This is a genomic window from Lacticaseibacillus casei DSM 20011 = JCM 1134 = ATCC 393 (assembly GCF_000829055.1).
Classification (GTDB): domain Bacteria; phylum Bacillota; class Bacilli; order Lactobacillales; family Lactobacillaceae; genus Lacticaseibacillus; species Lacticaseibacillus casei.
In genome coordinates this window covers 802,031-823,636 of sequence record NZ_AP012544.1, presented here as the reverse complement: position 1 = coordinate 823,636, position 21,606 = coordinate 802,031, and the positions used below count along the sequence as shown (strand labels likewise).

Below are 21,606 nucleotides of genomic sequence, written 5' to 3'. Positions count from 1 at the left end.
GCAGATTACAGTTTTAATCCGGATTTTTCTGTGAAAGTTCCCACTGTAAATAAGCGTTGATAAAAGGATTGAGGTCGCCATCCATGACGGCGTTACCGTTGCCGGTTTCGTAATTGGTTCGATGATCCTTGACCATCGTATAGGGATGGAAAACGTAAGACCGAATCTGGGAGCCAAACGCGACATCTTTTTGTTCGCCTTGAATCGCCTTGGCTTTGGCGCGTTTGGCCTCTTCTTCACGCTGATACAACTTGGCTTTTAACATCGCCATCGCGGTCGCTTTGTTTTGGAATTGTGACCGCTGTGCCTGACTTGAGGTGACAATACCAGTTGGAATATGAATCAGTCGAACCGCACTGGAGGTTTTGTTAATATGCTGACCACCGGCACCGCTAGACCGGAACACTTCCATTTTGACGTCTTCCGGGCGAATGTCGACCTGAATTGAATTATCGAGCTCTGGCATCACATCCACGGAGGCAAAACTGGTATGACGACGGCCAGCGGAATCAAACGGTGATATCCGGACTAGCCGATGCACACCTTTTTCGCTTTTAAGCAATCCATAGGCATTTTCACCGTTAATAAGCAGCGTCACGCTTTTGATTCCGGCCTCGTCACCCGGTTGATAATCGGCCACTTCCACCTTGAAACCATTCTGGTCGGCCCAACGTTGATACATGCGCATTAGCATGGAACCCCAGTCTTGCGATTCCGTACCACCAGCTCCGGGATGAATTTCCAAAATAGCATTATTGTGATCATACGGGCCGTTCAAAAGGAGCTGCATTTCGTACTGATCGAGCTTGTCTTGAAGATCCTTAATCTTGGTCTCTTCTTCATGCTGCAGATCCGGATCAGGTTCGTCCTGCAACAGCTCGAGACCAGCTTCAAGATCCTCCAACTCGTTTTCAAGCGCATAAAAACGATCATGCTTTTCCTTCAACGCATTGTTGGCATCAATCACTTTTTGCGCGGCCTCAGAGTCATCCCAAAAGCCCGGCTCAGCCATTTTGCCTTCGTTTTCAGTGATCCGTTCATTCAAGGCATCGAGGTCAAAGTGACCCCCTAAATTGATTTATTTTGGTCCGCATGGCGGCCAAGGTGTTGCGCATAACATTAAGTTCCATGGTCTAAATCCTTTCCCAAATAAGTGAGCGTGAGGTGGCGCGGTTAGAAGCCGGAGTGTAAGTGGCCTTGAGCGTAATGGCCCGGTCTTTGGCCATTACGCTCAAGGTCCTTACACGCAGGCTTCTGCGCCACCGAACGCGTTATGGTGAGCCAGCACGGTTAAAAACCCACTGCTTGACTATCGTTTTTCTACCGCTATCCCCAAAACACCCCAGTACCGCAAGTCAAAATTGCAGTGCCGGGGCGTCTGTTCATTGTTAACGGCGAATATTTTGCCGGATTTCGGCTTTCATGAACAGCCGGGTAACGTCATCGTCAATTGAGGCAATCATTTCTTCAAACATCCGATAGCCTTCTTCTTGATATTCAACTAACGGATTCATTTGACCGTAACCACGCAAGCCAATGGACTGACGTAGCTGATCCATGGCATCAATGTGATCGGTCCAAGCCGAGTCAACAACCCGCAAGATAACAACCTTCTCAAATTCAAGCATCTGGGCGTCATCGCCGAGTTGCTTATTCTTTTGTTTGAAGTTTGTTTCCGCAAGATCTGCCAGCAAACCAATCAGCTCATCCTGTGACTTGCCATCCAGTTCGCTGCGCTTGAATTTCTCCGGATCAACCATGTTCGCGGTGATCCACGCATACAGCGCATCCAGATTCCAGTCTTTCTGCTCGCCTTGCGTGTGGGTCTGAACAATCCGGGTAATCGTACGATTGATCATCGCCATCAAGACTGGCTTCAGCGTCTCGTTTTCATCAATGATCTGCTGCCGCTGCTTGTAGATGACTTCGCGCTGTTCACGCATCACGTCATCGTATTGCAAGGTATTCTTGCGGGTATCGTAGTTGTTCCCTTCAACCCGCTTCTGGGCAGATTCGACTTGCCGGGAAATCATGCGGCTTTGGATGACCTGATCATCATCAGCCACTTTGAATCGATCCAGCATGGCTTTGATGCGTTCAGAACCAAAACGCTTCATCAAATCATCTTCAAGACTCAAATAAAACTGCGTTGAACCCGGATCACCTTGTCGACCGGAACGGCCACGCAACTGGTTGTCAATCCGGCGGCTTTCGTGGCGCTCAGTCCCGATGACAGCAAGGCCGCCTAATTTGGTCACGCCGGGTCCTAATTTAATATCGGTACCACGTCCGGCCATGTTGGTCGCGATCGTAACCGCGCCCCGCTGGCCGGCATTCATGATAATCTCTGCTTCTTTAAAATGGTTTTTCGCATTCAAAACAGTGTGCGGAATTTTGGCTTCATCAAGCTGCTTGCTCAACCGTTCGCTCGATTCAATCGCAACGGTCCCGACCAGAATTGGCTGGCCCTTCTTGTGGCGTTCTTTAATGTCTTCAACAACGGCATTGAACTTGGCATCCAATGTCGGGTAAAGAACATCAGGCGAATCAACCCGAATGACCGGCTTATTGGTCGGCACCGAAATAACTTCCATGTTGTAAATTTCACGGAATTCTTCTTGTTCGGTCTTCGCCGTCCCAGTCATCCCAGCCAGTTTGTTATACATCCGGAAGAAATTCTGATAAGTGATGTTGGCCATCGTCTTATTTTCATCTTGAATCTGAACGCCTTCTTTAGCTTCAATCGCCTGATGCAGGCCATCAGAATAACGCCGGCCTTCCATCGCACGACCCGTAAACTGATCGACAATCAGAACTTCGCCGTTGGAAACCATATAATCGATATCCTTGAGCATAATATAATTAGCGCGCAAGGCTTGATCGATATGATGGGTCAACGCAGTATTTTCCGTGTCATACAAGTTATCCAAGCCAAAGTTCTTTTCGGCTTTGCGGATGCCGCTTTCTGTCAGGGAAATGGTCTTGGTCGGCCAGTCGATCTTGTAATCGGTATCGGCTTTCAGCGTCTTCACAAACCGATCAGCCCGAATATAGAGACCGGTTGTCTTTTCAGCACCACCGGAAATAATCAACGGTGTCCGCGCTTCATCGATCAAGATGGAATCCACCTCATCGACAATGGCAAAATTCAACGGACGCTGAACCATTTGTTCCTTGTAAACAACCATGTTATCCCGCAGGTAATCAAACCCAAGTTCACTGTTGGTTGAATAGGTAATGTCGCAATTGTAGGCTTCACGCTTTTCATCGCTATTCTTGGAGTTGAGATTCAGCCCAACACTCAAGCCAAGCCAGTTATACAACTCGCCCATTTCCGTGGCATCACGGGTGGATAGGTACTCGTTAACCGTGACAACGTGCACGCCTTTACCAGTCAAGGCATTCAAATAAACGGGCATGGTAGCGGTCAAAGTTTTACCTTCACCGGTTTTCATCTCCGCAATATTACCTTCGTGTAACACGATGCCGCCGATAATCTGAACCCGAAACGGAAACAGTCCCAAAACCCGCTTAGCACCTTCGCGAGCAGTTGCAAAGGCTTCTGGTAAAATGTCGTCCAGAGTTTCGCCTGCTGCAAGCCGATCTTTAAATTTCTGGGTATTTGCTTTTAATTGTTCATCAGATAATGCTGCATATTCATCTTCATAGCGCTGAACCTGATCAGCGATTTTGCCGAGGCGACCGATCTCTCGCTTATCGCTTTCGACCCATTTTCTAAGAATATTGGCCATAAATGGATTCCTCTCTGTCGAAACCTCGTGAATCTAACACACTTTAATCATTCTAACATTGATACATTGTAACATCTTAACATTTTCACGGGGAGATTGAAAATACCATGATGACATTTTCGGTTATTTAACTCAGTCGTGATGCCCAGAACATGAATGCCACCAAACTTAATGCCAGCCAATGAAAGCAAATGGTTGCCGCGCTTACCAAACAAAAACAAGACCGCCGGCAAATCAGCAGCCTTGTTTTTGTTTAAAGGGTATTTATTTATTCGTTGGTTTCGATTAGGCCGTAACGTCCATCACGACGCTTGTAAACAATGCTCGTACCATTTGTATCGGCATCTTCGAAAATGAAGAAGTTGTGGCCCAGCATATCCATTTGCAAAATGGCTTCCTGCGAATCCATTGGCTTTAATGAAACTCGCTTTGTCCGTACCACCGTCAGATTATCGTCATCTTCGGCTGGCTTTGGCTCAGCTGGTGCACTGGTGTCAACATCAATTTGGCCGAAGCCTTTTTCACGGGATTTACGATTGATCTTCGTCTTGAACTTGCGAACCTGCCGCTCCAGCTTATCAGTTACAAGATCAATGCTGGCGTATAAATCAGGACTGGTTTCTTCCGCACGCAGGGTCAAAAACGAGAGCGGGATCGTCACTTCGACTTTTGCGGTCTTATCCGGATAAACCTTCAAATTGACGTGCGCCGTCGCAGTGACTGAACCTCCGAAGAACTTGTTCAGTTTGCTAATTCGCTTCTCCACGTAATTTCTGATGGCTTCGGTGACTTCGATGTTTTCGCCACGAACATTGTATGTGAGCATAAAACTTCTCCCCTTTCCTGCGTGTAACCAAATGCTTACACGCTGATTGGCTGGGATAAAACCCTTCCAATCTTCAATTTCATTATACCCGAATGTTGCAGTCAGACACAACAAAAGCCGCAATTCAGCGAATTAATGTCAACGCGTCAATTGTTCCTTTAAAACCGGCTGCCACCAATGCATCGCGTGCATGGTATAAAGTCCGTCCAGTCGTATACAAATCATCGAGCAGTGTGATTTGCCGAACCCGGTTCAACGTCTGTTCCGGCACCAGAACATGAAAACTTTGCGGTGTCTTCAGGCGTTCCTGTCGGGTCTTTTGGGCTTGTGGTCGCTCGGTGGCCGTTTTACGCAACCACGGCCGCAATCGTAAGCAGCCAAATAAACCGAGAATCGGATCAAAGCCACGCAGCTCAAAGTGCTTCGGCTCACTTGGAATCGGCACAAGCGCAGTAGCATGCCGCAAACGCGCCGCGATCAGATCCTGAAACGCCACGTGCAGTCGGTAATCGCCAAGCCCTTTATACTGGTAAATCCACGCTTTCATGCTAGCATCATATGCAAATAACGCCCGATTATGTAAAAGCGTTCCTTGGCGTTCCCACTTGCGACAATCCGAACACAATTGCTCGGTAGGCTGCATCCGCCCGCATCCGGCACAGGTCGCCCCGGTTATCGGGCAAAAGCGACTTAAACAACTGTGGCATAATCTCGGTGCCAGCAGTGGTCCATGCGCAAATAAAGTCGTCAGTTGCAAACTGCGGTCGGTGGGTCGATCACATCCGATGCAACGCATACCATCACCTTCCGTTCATCATCACAATCTGGCGTTTAGCGACCAATAACGCCAGCGTATAGCGATCCGTGAAGAACACGACCGGATCATCTGGGCTGTCCGCCGCCCGTCCGGCACGGCCCGCAATCTGAATCAAAGCCGCAGCCGAGAATTCCCGATCCGCGGCTGCAATCACCCCCACTGCACACTGGGTGACCGTCACCCCTCGTTCTAAAATGGTGGTCGTGACCAAAACATCGAGTTGCCGTTGCCGAAATGCCATGACTTTTTCCGCCCGCTGTGGATCGGTACTGGCTACCCCAGCAGTTTTTAAACCCAGTTGGCGAAGCACGTCGGCGACTTGTTCTGCCCAGCTGATTTTTGGTACGAATAACAGACAAATCCGGTCCGTTGCAAGCACTTGGCGAATCCATGTGATCATGGCAGTCGGAAGTTGGCGTGGCACTTTTTGCAGATTCATCAATCGAATAGTCGGAACAGGTAAGGGATGCCCATGAAATCGGCGAAACAGCCTGCTAACACCCAGACCGTGATGCAGCGCTTTTTTCAATACTCGATCCGGTGTTGCGGTTAAATATGCCACTGATCCGCGGCGTGCCTGCTGAACGGCCTGATGCAACATTGGCGTGCCGTTCATGGGGAACGCATCGACCTCATCAACAACAATCAGGTCAAACGCCTGATAAAATCGCAACAACTGGTGCACCGTCGCCAATAGCAAGTCACTATCGGTCTGATCAAAATGCCCGCCATAGCGTACGGTGATCGGTGTCGTTGCAAATGCTGCCCGAAATCGGGGTGCCAGTTCTCGGATAACATCAATTCGCGGCGAGACGATCGCAACGCGTTGTTGTTGCTGGATCAGTCGCGCCACAGTTGGAAATAGCATCTCGGTTTTCCCTGCACCGGTGACTGCCCAGATGAGATGATCGCGGCCAGTCGTCACACTCGCCATTAACGCATCCGAAGCCGCTTGCTGGTCAGGCGTGAGTGTACCATGCCAAGTCAGTCGACCGTCTCCAACTGGCTGATGTGATTGGTCAAATCGATAAAGGCTATCCCGGTCAGTCAATCGTCCCAGCGTCACGCATTCCGGACAATAGAAGCGGCCATCCGGCAATGCCACGGGCAACTGGCTGCGACACCGCTGACAGCACCAGCGTCCTTTATTTTTAACCAATGCCGGTACCACGGTGGCCTGTGCTATATTAGAGACAGCCAACCGCGCCAGCTCAGGTTGGGTGAGTTGTGCCCCAGCAAGATCCATTTTTATCACCTCAAAAGGAGATTACGCATGACCAAGCCATATCTCACTATTAAAGAAACCGGAAATTACACCCGGATCATCAAAAAATCGCGCTTCATCACCCACTTAGCCCGCATCCAAAGCGAAGATGAAGCCAAAACCATCATTAACCAAATCAGCCACGAAAATGCCAAAGCCAATCACAATGTCTATGCATATGTTCTCGGCGATGAAAGCCAGATTCAGCGGGCAAGCGACAACGGCGAGCCGTCCGGAACCGCCGGAAATCCGACCCTCGAAGGTTTGCTGAACCACGACATCCGCGACGTGGTAGCCGTCACGACCCGCTATTTTGGCGGCATCAAACTTGGTGCCGGCGGTCTGATTCGCGCCTATGCCGGCAACGTCAACAACGCCATTGAAACCATTGGCATTGTGGCGCGCATCAAGCAAAAAACGGTCACATTTCAGATCCCTTACGCCGATCTTGAACCGTTACAACACTTTTTGACCACTCATCACCTCACCATTGCCAAAATTGATTACGGCGTGAAGGTCACCATGACGCTGTACTTGGATGAAGACCAACTAGAGGCTTCATTAGCGTTGATTAATGATTTTCTGAATGGTCAATTTTCACCGACAATCGGCCAGAGTGAGTATCGCGAAGCACCATATCCATTTGCCCAAAATCGGGAATGACGGTCGCGGACAGATTGTAACTCAAAAAATCGTCATCAAGCCAGCGGTCATTCGTATACAAAAAGATCCGCAAGACGAGCTCATCTTGCGGATCTTTTTGACGCGACACTCGGCATCCAAGCACTAGCTTTGGCTCACCGCGTGTTTATTTAGCATATTCAACGGTTCGGGTTTCACGAATCACGGTAACTTTGATGTGACCCGGATACTCTAATTCTTTTTCGATTTCATTGCGAATGTCCCGTGCCAAAATCACACTCTGGTCATCAGAGAGCTTTTCCGGTTGAACAATCACGCGTACTTCGCGACCAGCCTGAATCGCAAAACTGTGATCAACGCCAGCATGACTGTTGGCAATGGCTTCCAGTTTTTCTAAGCGATGCAGGTAATTTTCAAGCGATTCCGACCGTGCGCCTGGGCGAGCGGCGGAAATAGCATCAGCGGCGGCGACCAGCACCGAAATGACACTGGTCGGCTCAACGTCACCATGATGGGATGCAATGGCGTTAATGACCGTCTTTGGTTCCTTGTACTTTGTTGCCAGCTCAACCCCGATTTCAACGTGAGATCCGTCTACCTCGTGATCGAGTGCCTTACCAATATCATGTAATAACCCCGCACGTTTTGCTAAGGTAACATCTTCTCCTAATTCAGCAGCCATGACACCGGCCAGCTTTGCAACCTGAATCGAATGATCCAGAACATTCTGGCCGTAACTTGTCCGAAAATGCAACCGACCCAAAATCTTAATCAGATCAGGATGCATGTTATGAATGCCCACGTCAAAAATGGCTTGTTCACCAATTTCTCGGATACGGTCATCCATTTCTTTGCGTGCTTTATCAACCATTTCTTCAATGCGTGCCGGATGAATCCGACCATCTTGAATGAGCTTCTCCAAAGCGATCCGGGCGATCTCTCGCCGGATCGGATCAAAACCGCTCAAAACGACGGCTTGTGGGGTATCGTCAATAATCAAGTCGATACCCGTCAAAGTCTCAAGCGTCCGAATATTGCGACCTTCACGACCAATAATTCGGCCTTTCATGTCGTCATTAGGCAAGTTCACTACGGTAACCGTTGTTTCTGCAACGATATCCGAAGCACTGCGCTGGATAGCATCCGCGATCAGTACCTTGGCTTTCTTATCCGCAGCTTCCTTAGCTTCATCTTCACTTTCTTTGATCATAACAGCGCGTTCATGCGTCAATTCCGATTGCGTTTCATCAAGGATCTGAGTTCGAGCCTGTTCATGCGTTAACTCGGCAATTCGTTCAAGCTCCGTCTGTTGTTTGCTGATTTCTGAAGAGATATCTTGTTCACGTTCATCTAGCTGTTGCTGCCGCTTGTTCAAATTTGCTTCTCGGTCAGCAAGACTCTGCTCCTTACGATCCAGCGTGTCATCACGCCGATCCAGAGTATCTTCCCGCTGATTCAGTCGATGTTCCGACTTCTGGACTTCCGCCCGCCGATCTTTCAATTCATCTTCAAGTTGGGTTCGATAGCGATGATTCTCATCTTTTGCTTCTAGCAGTTTCTCTTTTTTTAAAGTCGCTGCTTCTTTTTTAGCGGCCTCAATGATACCTTCTGCTGTCTGCGTCGCTCGATCCAAACTGTTCTGGTGGAGCTTCTTTTGAAGTGCAAATCCGATCAATAAACCGACCGCTAAAGCGATGACTGCTGCGAGGGTTATTGAGACCAGTGTTACTGAACTCATCATTTCACCTCCGCATCATCTAAGCGATTCAATCATCTTGTTGATCAAAATCTTTGATGCTTTTTTAAATTATTACACCTCTATCAGTTTACGTGCTGGCAATGAAGGTGTCAACAGGGCAAGAGCATGAGCTGGCGCGTTTAGGAGCTGGAGTGTAAGCGACCTTGGGCGTGATGGCCGGTCTTTGGCCATTGCGACCAAGGTCCTTACACGCAGGCTCCTGCGCTAGCGAACGCGTTTCCATGCAGCATCGGCCAGTAGTTATCTTCTATAACAAGTCACGGATCGGGCTTTGGCCATTTAGGTCCGGGGTCCTTATGTGCAGGTTTCTGGGCCTGTGAACGCGTTTCCGAGCAGTATCGGCCAATCATCGTCCTCTATAACAAATCATGAATCGGGCTTTGGCCATTTAGGCTTGAGGTCCTTACACGTAGATTTCTGCGCCAGCGAGCGCGTTTCGAAACCGGATTGCCCCACACTCCTTATTCCCCCAACCCCAACCTCAAATCAAACAGACACTAACCCAAAAATCGCCGGTTAGTGTCTGTACAACATGAATTTCACTATTCAATTTCCGAATCATTTAACAAGTCGATACTGTCATGAAGCTCGCGCCGATTCATCCGGATCGTCCACTTCAATCACCTGATTTAACGGCATCCCGTAAGCTTCACGCACTTGCCCCTCAATCTTTTTACGCATTTCCTCATGAGTTTCAAGATAAGCCTTGGCATGCTCGCGTCCTTGGCCAATCCGCTCACCTTGATAGGCATACCACGACCCGGACTTTTCAACGATGTCTTTTTCAACCGCCATATCGACTAGTTCACCGCTTTGCGAAATGCCGCGGCCATACATAATGTCCACAATCGCCACTTTAAAAGGCGGTGCCACTTTATTTTTAACGACCTTGATTTTAGTACGATTGCCGACAATTTCAGCACCGTTTTTAACCTGTTCGGAACGGCGGATTTCCAGCCGCACTGTTGCATAAAACTTTAATGCCCGACCACCCGGGGTTATTTCTGGGTTGCCAAAAACGATGCCGACTTTCTCACGAATTTGGTTAATAAAGACGGCAATAGTTTTCGTCTTACTGATGTTGCCAGACAGCTTCCGCAGCGCTTGTGACATCAGTCGCGCCTGTAGGCCAACGTGCGCATCGCCCATATCTCCGTCAATCTCGGCTTGCGGAACCAGCGCGGTCGCATACTTAGGATCCATGGCATTTTCCGCATCAATATACGCGGCGGTTCCGCCATGCTGCTGCACCATTGCCACCGCATGCAAGGCAACGGTGGTTTCCCCGGAGCTTTCAGGACCGTACATCTCAACAATCCGCCCGCGTGGCAACCCACCAACGCCAAGCACTTCGTCAATCGCAAGTGAGCCACTGGAAATGGCCGAAACCCGCGTATCAGCCTTGTCCCCCATTTTCATGATGGCACCTTTGCCAAAATTCTTTTCAATCTTTTTTAGTGCTGTTGCTAACGCTTCTTGTCGTTCTGTGTCTGCCACTTCCTGCCGCCCCCTGTCATTGCTACCTATCCAACTTTTCAATCGTTCTGAAAATTAATCCCGCAAGCTCTTCAATGCGATCATCATGCCGGTCATAACCGCGCGTTTGCGAACATCATTGCGGCCACCGGGAAAATGATAAATCTGTGCAACCGGCACTTGGCCCATCCGCGCCAAGCCGATCCAAACTGTCCCGGCTGGCTGACCTTCCAGTGTGTCGGGCCCGGCCACGCCGGTAAAACTGACTGCAATATCGGCCGCAGCCCGCTGACGGGCATGCTCGGCCATTGCTTTGGCGGTAAATTCACTCACTACCCCATGAGCCGCTAACTCACGCGCATCGATATTCAAAAATGCTGCTTTAGTGGCTAATGCGTACGTCACAAAACCGCCTTTGAAATAATTCGAGACGCCGGGAACATCCCCCAAAGCCGCCTGAAACGCACCGGCTGTCAAGCTCTCTGCTGCCGTTATTTGCTTGTCGGTCGCCGCTAATGCCTTGACCAACTCTTTAGCGAGGCTATTATCATCACCATAACCATAAAAGTAACGTCCCTCGCGATCCATAATGGCACCGATCACCGGTTCCAGTTTGGCTTCAGCATCTGCCTGGGTCTCACCGCTGGCCGTCACTCGAATGGTCACTTCATGATCCTTGATATACGTTGCCAGTGTCGGATTCGTCTGCTTGGCAATTAAATCACCCAAATCCGTCACCAATTGTGATTCACCAACACCAAAGAAGCGCATGACGCGGCTGACAAAAGCTTCATGATGGCCGCTATACTTGGCCAAATGAGGTAATAGCTCATGATCAACCATTGGGATAAATTCCCTAGGCGGACCAGGCAGTAGTACATAGGCATGTTGGTGTTGTTCGACCCAGGCACCGACTGCCAGCCCGACGCGATTAACCAATATATCAGCACCTTGCGGATACATTGCCTGTAACTTATTATTTGGCGTCATCGCCCGTTGCTGTTGTTTAACCCCCGCCGCCAGTTTTGCCATGGCGTCCGCATCTTCAACCAACGGCAAATTCAGATGAGCCGCCAACGTTTGTTTCGTCAGGTCATCTGGTGTGGGTCCTAAACCACCGATCAAAATCACAATGTCACTGCGTTTTTCGGCTAAGCTGATCGCATCAACCAGGCGTTGCACATTGTCACCGACAACCTGTTGATGATAGCTGGCAATGCCTAAAGCGGCCAACTGTTTAGCCATATAGGCGCCATTAGTATTAGTAATCTGTCCCATCAGAATTTCAGTTCCGACAGCAATAATTTCTGCTTGCATATCTTTCCCACCTAACAATAGAGTTCGACTTTAATTCTTTTTTCCCTTTTTCAAATCAAAATTTTCTGGATAAAGGCCATTGCAACGTGACGCATCTCACATTAAAAACGCTGCTATTTGCTTACAATCCATTTTACTACCTGCGATTGCACAAAACAGCCCTTGCCAACAAGACTGTGTGGTCCCCTAACTACCGGCTTACATAGCCCACACTGGCGCAAAAGTCTGCGTACTAAAAAACCCAGATCACCTGACCTGGGTTTTTACCAAACTTATTCATGACTCGAACCAAACGAATCGGCGAATACAGCGCGATTTTTGTAGAAGTATTCCACACCTGAATAAATGGTGAAGAACACGGCGACGTAGAAGAGAATCAACGCGAATGGCACATTGATGTTGTTAAACCACGCGTTGTTTAACATCAGAAAAATGATCGCAAACATCTGGGTGTTGGTTTTAATCTTGCCGGGCCACGCTGCCGCGAGAACTTCGCCTTTATTGGAAAGCAGGAGCCGTAAACCGGTCACGGCCAGTTCCCGCCAAAGAATGATCGCCGTTCCCCATGCCGGAATCTGGCCGGCAGCGGTTAAAAAGATAAAGGCGGTCATGACTAACAGCTTGTCCGCCAATGGATCGGCAAACTTGCCAAAGTTGGTTATCAAGTGTTGACTGCGGGCAATATGACCGTCCGCAAAGTCGGTGAGTGACGCAATGATGAAAATAATCAGTGCGATGAACCAACTGACCGCCACCTTGGTTCCTGCAATGGTCAGATAACCCGCTGGCCAATTAAACGCAAGCAACAACGTGAAAACCGGAATTAGGAAGATCCGGATCAACGTCAACTTGTTTGGAAGATTCATTCTTGGGACCCCTCGCTTTCACTGGTACTGTTTGTGAAGGTGATTGTCCGCACGATGCTGGTTCCGTTTGAAATATCAACGTCTTTGCCATTCAGTTTGATGGTTGTTGCCGTTGCATTACCAGAACGGACTTGGAAGGTTGATGCGTCATCCGGTAGTGAGACTTCTTGCGTATTGCCGGGTGTTAAGGATCCCTGCCAAGTGGTCGTACCATTGACAATCACTGAAACCCATGCCGTTGCTCCCTTAGCCCCTAAAGTAAGCTTGTTGCCGGTAGTCGGCAGATTTTTGAGTGTAACCGCCTGTGTTGCGCCATTAGCAGCCGCGACAGAAATATCGAGTTTACCGCTCTTTTCTTTCTTCTGCTTGGACGCTTTTTCAGATGGCTTGGAGCTGCTTGAAGCGGATGCCTTGCTGGACTTTGAGGACGCTTTTGACGACTTCGATGATTTTGATGACTTTGCGCTACTGCGTTTAGACGAAACCGCAACGCTTTCAGAATCTGCCGGTATCGTCTGCTTCGGTCCTGATTGTGACATCAACATCACAGCATAAATGACAATAACCGCTACCACCACAATCCCTGCCACTGCAATTTGCGGTAAATAACGGCGCAAGCGGTTGACTGGACTGGCTTCTTCAGCACGGGTTGCGCGCGTCTTATTTTCAACCGACTGAGCAGCATATTCTTTTGGCTGCGGTTCCGGAATATCCTGCTGGAACTGCGTTAGGAGCTCATCGCCGTCAAGACCGACCGTATCGGCATATTGTTTGATGAAAGCACGCACATAAAAATCACCTGGCAGCGCATCGAAATGTCCTTCTTCGATGGCAATCAGATAGCGTTTTTGGATTTTGGTGATCTGTTGCAGATCATCAATGGTATAACCCTTTTCAATCCGGGCGTCCCGTAATTTTTGCCCAATTTCATCCATATGTTTTCTTCACCCGCTATTTTTTATTAACCATTTTTAGTATAGCATGAAAAACCATCTGTAAGCCTTAAGAAATCCTTTGTTTGCTAGATGCGCCAGCCACCTGTGACGTAAAGGGTCTGGCCTGTCAGGTAAGCAGCATCTTTGGCAGTCAGCATAGTGACATAGTAACTAATATCCTGCGGGGTCGCAAACCTAGCCGCCGGAATTTCGGCCCGGACCTTGGCTAACGATGACTGATCAAACATCTGCGTATTCATTTTAGTCGACACCGCACCGGGAGCCACAACGTTAACCGTAATGCCAAGGCTTGCCACCTCTTGCGCATAAGCTTTGACAAATGCACTTTGCGCTCCTTTTACCGTGCTATAAGCCACTTCCATCGCCGAACCGGTTCCGCCGTAAACCGAACCGATGAAAATCACCCGGCCATGTCCGGATTGTGCCAGCTTATGTTCCACCTTGGTTAACAGCACCATCGGCGTCAACAAATGCACCCGCATCAACGCCGTCATTTCAGGTACGGTCGTTTCTTTGAAAAGATGATAATAAGTCATCCCGGCAGCAAAAACAACCGCATCAAGGCTGAATAGTTGCGCGGTTAATTTGTCTAAATGCTGATCATCGGTCAGATCATACTGGAGCGGAATAAAGTCCTGCTGCGGATAGGCCGCCTGAAAGGTTTTGACCTGATTCGTTACGATTTTCTCGTGACGATAATAGTGAAGATATAGCGACCAGCCATCTGCCGTCATTTTTGCAGCGACCGCCTGGCCAATATCACCGGAAGCGCCAATAATCAGTGCAGATCTCATGATTGACCCTCCGGAAGCATGGTCAAAACCGTTAAGGCGTCAGATTGGAAAATTTGCGGAATCAATTGTTTGACGTCATCAAAGCTGATGCTGTTCAAAATCTGCGGAAAATCAAACAGTCGTGCCTGGCCAAAACTCAAGGCACTCAATTGATTGGCGACCCCATTCAGGCCATTCAGACCCGCATAATACTGGCCTAACGAAGCTCGCTTAATCAGTTCCACTCGCTCGCTCGTCAAATCAGACTGCGCCGTGGCATGCAGCAAAACCTGTTTAATGGCGACACTCAACGCTTGAGGATCATCCGTATCACCGCCGACAAGCCCGTAACTGAAACTGCGCTGATTGGTAAAGTCAAAATCAAATGAATCATCAATCAGCCCCTGATCATACCATTCCTGGTATAGCTGGGATGAGTCGCCAAATAAAACTTCCAGTAACAATCTGATGGTCAGCTGATACCGCCAGCCTTCCGTTGTCTGCGGGATCGCTACCTGGCCTTTGAAGCCGACTAGCGTTTTCGGCCGACTAACCGGCATTTTCAACTCGCGATAAGGGATAATGTCAGCTGTTTGTAAATCCGCCTCGACGCCGCGCACAATGGGCTGTGGTGCCGGGAAATGCTTCTTTGCCTGATTATCGGCAACAAAATCAATGATTTCAGAGGCATCAATATTGCCGACAATCACCAACGTCATATTGCTAGGTTGGTAAAAAATCCGGTGAATGGTGTACAGCATTTCCGGTGTGATCTGCGCGATGCTGTCTGCAGTTCCTGCCACGTCAACGTGCGCCGGATGATTTGGAAAAAGATTTTCCAACAGCCCGGCATAAACACGCCAGCCGGGATCATCTTGATACATCTGAATTTCCGAGCCGATAATACCCTGTTCTTTGGCGACCGAACTTTCGGAGAAGAACGGTTCTTGAACAAAATCCAGCAAAATCTGCAGATTCTTGGTTAACTGCGTCGTCGCCGAGAACAAGAAACTGGTTTTGGTTGCACTGGTAAACGCATTGGCTGAAGCCCCGGTCTCACCGAAAAGGTCAAATGCATCATGGTCTTCTTTTTCAAAAAGCTTGTGCTCCAGAAAATGCGCGATACCAGCCGGGTAAGTGACCATTTTCTTGCCATCTGGGGCAAACCGCGTATCGATCGCGCCATAGTCTGTGGTCATAATCGCATAACTTTTATGATACGCCGGCCGTGGCACGACCTGCAGCCGCAAACCGTTGGGCAGCTTTGTCGTGACCAAAGTTTCGTCAACATCGCTAAAATATTGCGTCTTCATTCGATGTCCTCCCCAGTCAGAAAATATGTGGCTTGAAGTTGCATGCCGGCTGCTGCTTCCTGAACCGCTTGGCGATCCACCGCTTGAATACGGCGCGCAAAGCTTTCAAAATCTTGAGGCGCATCTGGCACCAACAGCTGATACAGTGCCTGATTGGTTAAAAACCGCGGGCTGTCGTACGTTGCCCGTTGATGATCCAAGATCCCGTCTTTAACCGACTGCAAAAGCTTATCGGAAAAGTCACCATTAACGACCGCTGCCAGTTGCTGCTGAATCAAGTCGGCAACCTGATCATGGGCTTTACCTTCAATCCCGGTTTGAACCAACATCAGGCCACGAAACGCGTCCAACATCGAGCTTGCGTAATAAGCCAAGCTGGCTTTTTCACGCACATTAGTGAATAAAAGCGACAGGCTGGATCCGCCAAATAATTCCTCGGCCACTAGCGCAGCAGTATATTTGGGACCCATCAAATCCGTTGTGATATGGTAAGCCAAGTCAAATTTGGCCTGTTGTGCCACCACGGTTTTCGTCTGGGTCAGCACTTCAGGGTGCGGAGGCAGATCAAAGGCGATTGCCGGCATCGTCCGGGCACGCGCTGCCAGCGGCCAATCAGCAAACAGCTTCTCCACCTGCTGCTCCTGCACATCCCCCAGAACCGTAATAATCACCTGATCCTGACTCATCAGTTGATGATAATAGTCCGTCAAATCTGCCGCCGTCAGCGGAGCTAAATCCTCCCGCGTACCAAAACTCGGAATGGCTTGATCGGGATCAACGCCAAAATACAAGCGTTGCACACCCAATGCGGCCTGTGTCTGGCGATCATCATCCAAACTAGCCAGATAGTGATCCAGATTCTCTTTTTCCCGATCAAAGGTCACCTGATCAAATTGATCATTGTGAAAATTCGGTGCAAAAAGAACCGACCGCAAAAAGGCGACCGCTTGCGGTAACAACGGTTGATCCGTAAACCGATCATCGACCGTGCTCATTGTGACGCCGATCCGGTGCAATCGGCCTTTTCGCGCCACGCCGATACTAAAGTTGGCGCCATACAGTGCCTCTAAATGGGCCGCCATCGCCGCTTGTGTTGGATATTGCTTGCTATTTGTTTCCAATAAACTGGTCAATAAAGTGCGCTTGGTGATCGTCGCGCGCCGCAATGGCGTCAAAAACTGAACATTAATGCGTGTTGTTTTGAATTGGGTCGTTGGCAAAACAATGAGCCAAACTCCCGGCTTGATTTCTTTTTGCATAGTCTCCCTCATGACTGATTAGCATTGGTTGCCGATTCTGGTGTGGCAAAAACTTTTCGGGGTTTACTGCCTTCACTTGGGCCAACGATTTGATTAGCCTCAAGATCATCAATAAGTCGCGCGGCGCGATTATAGCCAATGCGAAAACGCCGTTGCAACATGGATGTCGACGCACTCTGCTGAGCAATGACAAACGCCTTGGCATCATCGTATAACTCGTCTTCGGAATCACCTTGTTGCTCGGTTTCGACACTTTCCGTGGGTGTCATACTTTCAACGTATGCCGGTGAAACCTGATCCGTAATCGCCTTAACGACCCGCTCGACATCAATCGATGGAATAAAGGCACCTTGAATTCGCAATGGCTTTGACGCACCAATTGGCGAAAATAGCATATCTCCGCGCCCAAGCAACTTCTCTGCACCGTTACTATCCAAAATTGTGCGCGAATCAATTCCGCTAGATGTGGCAAACGCAATCCGGGACGGAATGTTGGCCTTCATCAGTCCTGTAATCACATCCACGGAAGGGCGCTGGGTCGCAATGATGACATGAATCCCAGCGGCGCGCGCCATTTGGGCCAGTCGGACAATCGCCGTTTCAATCTCATGACCGGCGACCATCATTAAATCACTCAATTCATCGATAATGACAACGATGTAGGGCATTTTTGTCTGCCCGCTGGCCGGATCGGCGGCAACTTTTTGATTAAATTCCTTCATGTTACGGACACCGGCTGCGGCAAATCGTTGGTATCGCACGTCCATGGCTGTCAAAATTTTATTCAACGCACTTGGCGCTTTTTTAGCTTCAGTGACCACCGGAGTCAACAGATGCGGTACGCCATTATAAACCGACAGTTCAACCCGCTTAGGATCAATCAACATTAAGCGAACATCGGTCGGCTTCGCGCGCATCAGAATGCTGGTTAAAATGACGTTGATCATTACCGACTTACCCGAACCGGTTGCCCCTGCAATCAATAAATGCGGCATTTTAGTCAAATCAAACGTCACGACTTTACCGTTGACATCGCGGCCAAGCGGCAAAACCAGCGGATGGTTCGGTGCTTTGGGTGTTTCGGCCATGACTTCTTTAAAGCCAACGGTCGCAATGTGCTGATTCGGTACTTCAATCCCAATCAATGATTTCCCCGGAATCGGTGCTTCAATTCGGATGTCTTTAGCAGCAAGCGCCAAGGCCAGATCATCGGATAAATTCACAATCTTGGAAACCTTCACGCCGACAGCCGGTTGAATCTCATACTGGGTAATTGACGGACCTAACGTGGCACTTTTGACAGCCACCTTGACACCGAAGCTTTCAAATGTGTCTTTTAATTTGGTTCGATTGGTCTTGATCGCTTGGTATTCAGCACTTTGATCAACTGGCGGCGTCGCGGTTAGCATGTTTAAACTCGGCAGTTGATAATCCGCTGCGGGCATGTCTGAATCTGGATCGTGAACAGCAGCGGGCTTTGGGCTTGGCGCCGAAACATGCGCAGCCGTTGAACTTGGCGGGGTAACCCTTGTCGGTGTCTCGCTCTGTGGTGCTGGCGGTACCGGTGCAGGCCCATTAATCGTAAAGTCATCTGTCCGTTCCGAGGCCGAATCTGCCTGAGTGTCAGCCGATACTGCCGCTGGCTTAGGTTTTGCCGTCGATGTTGTCGGTCGTGCTGCCGCTTTCTTGGCGTGTTCCTTCCTTAAATCAACGAAGCTGCTATGGATTTGAAGTACCCCTCGCTTGCAAGCCTGTCCCAATGCTTGCAACCAGTTAAAAACCTGGTTGGCACCTACCCCCAGAAATACAAGCACGCCAGCAACAACACCAAACCATGCCAGAATCGTTGCACCAAGACTGCTCAACAATGGCGCTAGTAGTGAGAAAAGGCTAGCTCCGAGTAAACCGCCACCAACTTGCGAAGCGGTCGTCATCAGGCCGAAATCATTTTGCAGCAGCCGCCAAGTGGTCAAAAGATAATGGCTGTGAACATTTAAGGTCGCCATCGTGGTTGACGTCAACAAAACCAGCGCGGCAATGAGGACAATCGCCAATCCGACCCACACATGGCGTGCCAGTTTGGGTAAGCGGTCAGCTAAAAGAAACCAAATGCCGGTCACAATCGTTGCGGCACTCACAACTAGGAAACTATCGCCGACAACTAACCGAAAAACATTCGCCAACACTGTTCCAACCATTCCCAGACGGAAAAACGCCAGGCTTGAAAACACTACAAATAGCGCCCCAACCCAGCTCAGGGTGTGCTGCTGTTGTTTAGTCGGTCGCTTTTTGCGCGGACTTCTGCGCCCGCCGCGTTTTTGTGCCATGCTGATACTCCTTCCATTCCTGCTTATTATACACGAGCTGAAGCTGCAATTAAAAAAGGCGGCCACCCAGCCGCCTTTTTTTGCTTCTTTAAGTATCAAACGCCATTAATGCTGGCCGGGTTGTTCATCGCTTGCCCCGAATTGCAGATTAACCCCTTGATCCAAAGCGACCGCTGTCACTTGATAAGTTAACGTTTCAATCGTTTCAACTAACGGCCGACTAAGCTTACCCAGTTCTTCTTGCGGCAACTCATTAGCTTCACCAAAGTAGTCCATCACCTGAACGATCTGGGTAATCTTCCCTGAGATTTCAAAACCGCTATTATCCGGAACAACATCAAACGGGATCATCATCTCAAAAAGATTGCCTTTTTTCAGTTCTTCCTGTCTTTTGGGATCAGACCACTGAATCTGCCGCATCGCAACCTGTAAATCATTCTTAGCCGGGGTGTCTGATTTAACGAGATCATAATGAAATGATTCGACGGTAATTGGGTAACGTTTTGCTTCCATCTTCGCGCCTCCTAAAGGTAAGTTACTTCAGTTTATCATGTTGGTAAGTATGAACGGTTTCCAGTCCGGCAAACTGTTGCTGCCGCAGCGCCTCGTATACTACCAGCGCCGCGCAGTTTGACAGGTTAAGTGCCCGGACATTTTCCGTCATTGGAATCCGCAAGCACTGGTCGGCATGTTGCCGCATGAAGCCCTCTGGCAATCCGGTGGTTTCTTTGCCGAACAAAAAGTAATGATCCACATCAGTATCGGTATAATCGCGATCTGAGTAGGTCTGATCGGCAAACTTAGTGATGAGATACAGGTACCGTGGATCCGCGACTGTGTCCATAAAATCATCCAGGCTGTCGTGATAAATAATCCGCACCTTCGCCCAATAATCCAAGCCAGCGCGACGCAGGTGCTTGTCGTCGGTTTCAAACCCCAACGGCTTAATCAGATGTAGGTAACTATTGGTTGCGGCACAGGTCCGCGCAATATTGCCGGTATTTGCCGGAATCAGCGGTTCAAATAAAACTATGTGATTCGCCATGTTATCGTCCCTTCAACACAAGTGCTTTCAGTGTAGCACACTTGCAGCACACAGTCCGCCCGTATCACCGCAACTTTATAGCCAGCTCCGACGATTTGTGCCCCGCCTTCTCCGTCGTTTCATGGCCCAAAGTGGCAAAACAACGAGAAGCTCTGAGCAAGGCCGTTTTGGGGCAACAAAAAAACGCATTGCTTCGGAGCGCACTCAGCGAAGCGATACGTTAGTGAAGTAATTTATCGCAAACTTTTATCAATTACCCAAAAGCTAGCCCTGATAAAAGCCCGAAATAAATAGCTTAAAAGAATATTAACACCGGCTACCCCCGTTTTCAACCCCTTTACTTGACAAGATGTGCAACGATTAACAGATCGACTTCAATGTGAATGCTCGAAAGCGGATTCGCGAGCATCGCGCGGCGACGTTCAGCCGGCGCCTGCCAAGACAATGGCGTCATCGTCAACAAATCAGCAAACTGATCGGCCGCTAACGGAAAGTCATACGTAATTGGGTGAATCTCTGCTTGGGGAAAAGTCGCCAAAAAGCGATCCAGCACCGGGCGATTGTCGTAAATTGCCTTGGCGGTTCCGGCGTACAACCCGGTCCGCAGTTCTTTGAGGTACCCAGCGCGGGGAATAATTTTCAACAACTGACCGTCTGGCCGCAACACCCGGCGAAATTCTTGATAGTTGCCAGGCGAAAAAATATCGGTGACCGTGTCAAAAGCAGCATCGACAAACGGTAAATGGGCCAAATCAGCCACCGCAAATAAAGCCGGCGTCGCCAAGCTGCCAGCTAAATTAATCGCTGGCGCCGAGATATCAAATCCCACGGCCACCTGCTGCTTTTGCTCTGCCAAGTAAGCTGTCGGCGTGCCTTCTCCACAGCCAACATCCAGTAAGCGTTGATGCGGTTGCAAATGCACTGCCATGGCATCCAAAAATGGCCTAAACAAGCCGGCCGCAAGCATTCGCCGTCTAGCTGCCAACATCGTCGCTGTATATTCGGTTGCGACTTGCTGGCTTAAAAAGTTCACGGTCCCTTTTCGACTAAAATCACGGACATGCCCCTGGGAACATACCAGCGAGTCCTTCTCAATCCGCATCGCGTTGCCGCAAACCGGACAGGCAAAAAGTGGCTCCTGCTGCGCGGCTAATTGAATTTTTGCTTCACGTTTTCTCATTATTTTCCCTTCTGTACATTACTGGCGCTTGTTG

Annotated in this window: 18 protein-coding genes; 1 reads left to right on the top strand and 17 read right to left on the bottom strand. The window is 49.3% G+C overall.

The features are described from left to right. Positions 1–13 precede the first annotated feature (13 nt). The 5 genes from prfB to LBCZ_RS04240 form a co-directional block, all read right to left on the bottom strand. Positions 14–1,130 (bottom strand): peptide chain release factor 2 gene (gene prfB, locus LBCZ_RS04265; RefSeq protein ID WP_107750272.1). Its coding sequence is split into 2 segments (ribosomal slippage): positions 14–1,057 and positions 1,059–1,130, totalling 1,116 coding nucleotides; the frame shifts between segments, so codons are not numbered across the junction. Between the two features lie 258 nt (positions 1,131–1,388). Continuing rightward, positions 1,389–3,752, bottom strand: a complete 2,364-nt coding sequence (gene secA, locus LBCZ_RS04260; RefSeq protein ID WP_039638826.1) for a preprotein translocase subunit SecA — start codon at positions 3,750–3,752, stop codon at positions 1,389–1,391. Between the two features lie 268 nt (positions 3,753–4,020). Next, positions 4,021–4,578, bottom strand: coding sequence for a ribosome hibernation-promoting factor, HPF/YfiA family (gene hpf / locus LBCZ_RS04250; RefSeq protein WP_010489439.1), 558 nt, complete (start codon positions 4,576–4,578; stop codon positions 4,021–4,023). 124 nt (positions 4,579–4,702) lie between these two features. Further along, positions 4,703–5,221: a ComF family protein gene (locus LBCZ_RS04245; protein ID WP_025012517.1), complete on the bottom strand. Its 519-nt coding sequence runs from the start codon at positions 5,219–5,221 to the stop codon at positions 4,703–4,705. Positions 5,222–5,378: 157 nt separating this feature from the next. Further along, entirely contained in the window at positions 5,379–6,641 is a 1,263-nt protein-coding gene (locus tag LBCZ_RS04240) for a DEAD/DEAH box helicase (RefSeq protein WP_039638822.1), read from the bottom strand. 27 nt (positions 6,642–6,668) lie between these two features. Here LBCZ_RS04240 and LBCZ_RS04235 point away from each other — a divergent pair, with 27 nt between their 5' ends. After that, positions 6,669–7,322 (top strand): YigZ family protein, encoded by a 654-nt coding sequence (locus LBCZ_RS04235; protein WP_025012516.1) that lies wholly within the window; start codon positions 6,669–6,671, stop codon positions 7,320–7,322. Positions 7,323–7,467: 145 nt separating this feature from the next. Here the strand turns inward: LBCZ_RS04235 and rny are convergent, their stop codons facing one another. The 12 genes from rny to LBCZ_RS04175 form a co-directional block, all read right to left on the bottom strand. Continuing rightward, positions 7,468–9,039: a ribonuclease Y gene (gene rny, locus LBCZ_RS04230; RefSeq protein WP_010489446.1), complete on the bottom strand. Its 1,572-nt coding sequence runs from the start codon at positions 9,037–9,039 to the stop codon at positions 7,468–7,470. 600 nt (positions 9,040–9,639) lie between these two features. After that, on the bottom strand, positions 9,640–10,557 hold the full coding sequence (locus LBCZ_RS04225) for a recombinase RecA (RefSeq protein ID WP_025012515.1): 918 nt from the start codon (positions 10,555–10,557) through the stop codon (positions 9,640–9,642). Between the two features lie 54 nt (positions 10,558–10,611). After that, complete coding sequence (locus LBCZ_RS04220) at positions 10,612–11,853, bottom strand: competence/damage-inducible protein A (RefSeq protein ID WP_025012514.1); 1,242 nt, start codon at positions 11,851–11,853, stop codon at positions 10,612–10,614. A 272-nt stretch (positions 11,854–12,125) separates the two neighbouring features. Then, on the bottom strand, positions 12,126–12,719 hold the full coding sequence (gene pgsA / locus LBCZ_RS04215) for a CDP-diacylglycerol--glycerol-3-phosphate 3-phosphatidyltransferase (RefSeq protein WP_025012513.1): 594 nt from the start codon (positions 12,717–12,719) through the stop codon (positions 12,126–12,128). Beyond that, positions 12,716–13,654 (bottom strand): helix-turn-helix domain-containing protein, encoded by a 939-nt coding sequence (locus LBCZ_RS04210; RefSeq protein ID WP_025012512.1) that lies wholly within the window; start codon positions 13,652–13,654, stop codon positions 12,716–12,718. The genes pgsA and LBCZ_RS04210 overlap by 4 nt, the downstream gene beginning before the upstream one ends. Before the next feature lie 86 nt (positions 13,655–13,740). Continuing rightward, a complete protein-coding gene (gene ymfI / locus LBCZ_RS04205) occupies positions 13,741–14,469 on the bottom strand; it encodes an elongation factor P 5-aminopentanone reductase (protein ID WP_025012511.1) in 729 nt (242 codons plus the stop codon). Continuing rightward, on the bottom strand, positions 14,466–15,761 hold the full coding sequence (gene yfmH / locus LBCZ_RS04200) for an EF-P 5-aminopentanol modification-associated protein YfmH (RefSeq protein ID WP_039638820.1): 1,296 nt from the start codon (positions 15,759–15,761) through the stop codon (positions 14,466–14,468). Before yfmH ends, ymfI begins: the two co-directional genes overlap by 4 nt. After that, a complete protein-coding gene (gene yfmF, locus LBCZ_RS04195) occupies positions 15,758–17,020 on the bottom strand; it encodes an EF-P 5-aminopentanol modification-associated protein YfmF (RefSeq protein ID WP_025012510.1) in 1,263 nt (420 codons plus the stop codon). Before yfmF ends, yfmH begins: the two co-directional genes overlap by 4 nt. 8 nt (positions 17,021–17,028) lie before the next feature. Further along, positions 17,029–19,347, bottom strand: coding sequence for an FtsK/SpoIIIE family DNA translocase (locus tag LBCZ_RS04190; RefSeq protein WP_025012509.1), 2,319 nt, complete (start codon positions 19,345–19,347; stop codon positions 17,029–17,031). A 105-nt stretch (positions 19,348–19,452) separates the two neighbouring features. After that, positions 19,453–19,860 (bottom strand): DUF1149 family protein, encoded by a 408-nt coding sequence (locus LBCZ_RS04185; RefSeq protein ID WP_010489470.1) that lies wholly within the window; start codon positions 19,858–19,860, stop codon positions 19,453–19,455. Between the two features lie 22 nt (positions 19,861–19,882). Next, positions 19,883–20,392, bottom strand: a complete 510-nt coding sequence (gene trmL, locus LBCZ_RS04180) for a tRNA (uridine(34)/cytosine(34)/5-carboxymethylaminomethyluridine(34)-2'-O)-methyltransferase TrmL (RefSeq protein WP_025012508.1) — start codon at positions 20,390–20,392, stop codon at positions 19,883–19,885. Positions 20,393–20,729: 337 nt separating this feature from the next. Further along, the gene (locus tag LBCZ_RS04175; protein WP_025012507.1) at positions 20,730–21,572 is read right to left on the bottom strand and encodes a methyltransferase domain-containing protein; all 843 of its coding nucleotides are present in this window, start codon (positions 21,570–21,572) and stop codon (positions 20,730–20,732) included. Positions 21,573–21,606 lie beyond the last annotated feature (34 nt).

Bases quoted from the DNA above. Each gene is read 5' to 3' on its own strand.
- secA (WP_039638826.1), bottom strand. From the start codon at position 3,752: ATGGCCAATATTCTTAGAAAATGGGTCGAAAGCGATAAGCGAGAGATC.
- hpf (WP_010489439.1), bottom strand. From the start codon at position 4,578: ATGCTCACATACAATGTTCGTGGCGAAAACATCGAAGTCACCGAAGCC.
- LBCZ_RS04245 (WP_025012517.1), bottom strand. From the start codon at position 5,221: ATGCAGCCTACCGAGCAATTGTGTTCGGATTGTCGCAAGTGGGAACGC.
- LBCZ_RS04240 (WP_039638822.1), bottom strand. From the start codon at position 6,641: ATGGATCTTGCTGGGGCACAACTCACCCAACCTGAGCTGGCGCGGTTG.
- LBCZ_RS04235 (WP_025012516.1), top strand. From the start codon at position 6,669: ATGACCAAGCCATATCTCACTATTAAAGAAACCGGAAATTACACCCGG.
- rny (WP_010489446.1), bottom strand. From the start codon at position 9,039: ATGAGTTCAGTAACACTGGTCTCAATAACCCTCGCAGCAGTCATCGCT.
- LBCZ_RS04220 (WP_025012514.1), bottom strand. From the start codon at position 11,853: ATGCAAGCAGAAATTATTGCTGTCGGAACTGAAATTCTGATGGGACAG.
- pgsA (WP_025012513.1), bottom strand. From the start codon at position 12,719: ATGAATCTTCCAAACAAGTTGACGTTGATCCGGATCTTCCTAATTCCG.
- LBCZ_RS04210 (WP_025012512.1), bottom strand. From the start codon at position 13,654: ATGGATGAAATTGGGCAAAAATTACGGGACGCCCGGATTGAAAAGGGT.
- ymfI (WP_025012511.1), bottom strand. From the start codon at position 14,469: ATGAGATCTGCACTGATTATTGGCGCTTCCGGTGATATTGGCCAGGCG.
- yfmH (WP_039638820.1), bottom strand. From the start codon at position 15,761: ATGAAGACGCAATATTTTAGCGATGTTGACGAAACTTTGGTCACGACA.
- yfmF (WP_025012510.1), bottom strand. From the start codon at position 17,020: ATGCAAAAAGAAATCAAGCCGGGAGTTTGGCTCATTGTTTTGCCAACG.
- LBCZ_RS04190 (WP_025012509.1), bottom strand. From the start codon at position 19,347: ATGGCACAAAAACGCGGCGGGCGCAGAAGTCCGCGCAAAAAGCGACCG.
- LBCZ_RS04185 (WP_010489470.1), bottom strand. From the start codon at position 19,860: ATGGAAGCAAAACGTTACCCAATTACCGTCGAATCATTTCATTATGAT.
- trmL (WP_025012508.1), bottom strand. From the start codon at position 20,392: ATGGCGAATCACATAGTTTTATTTGAACCGCTGATTCCGGCAAATACC.
- LBCZ_RS04175 (WP_025012507.1), bottom strand. From the start codon at position 21,572: ATGAGAAAACGTGAAGCAAAAATTCAATTAGCCGCGCAGCAGGAGCCA.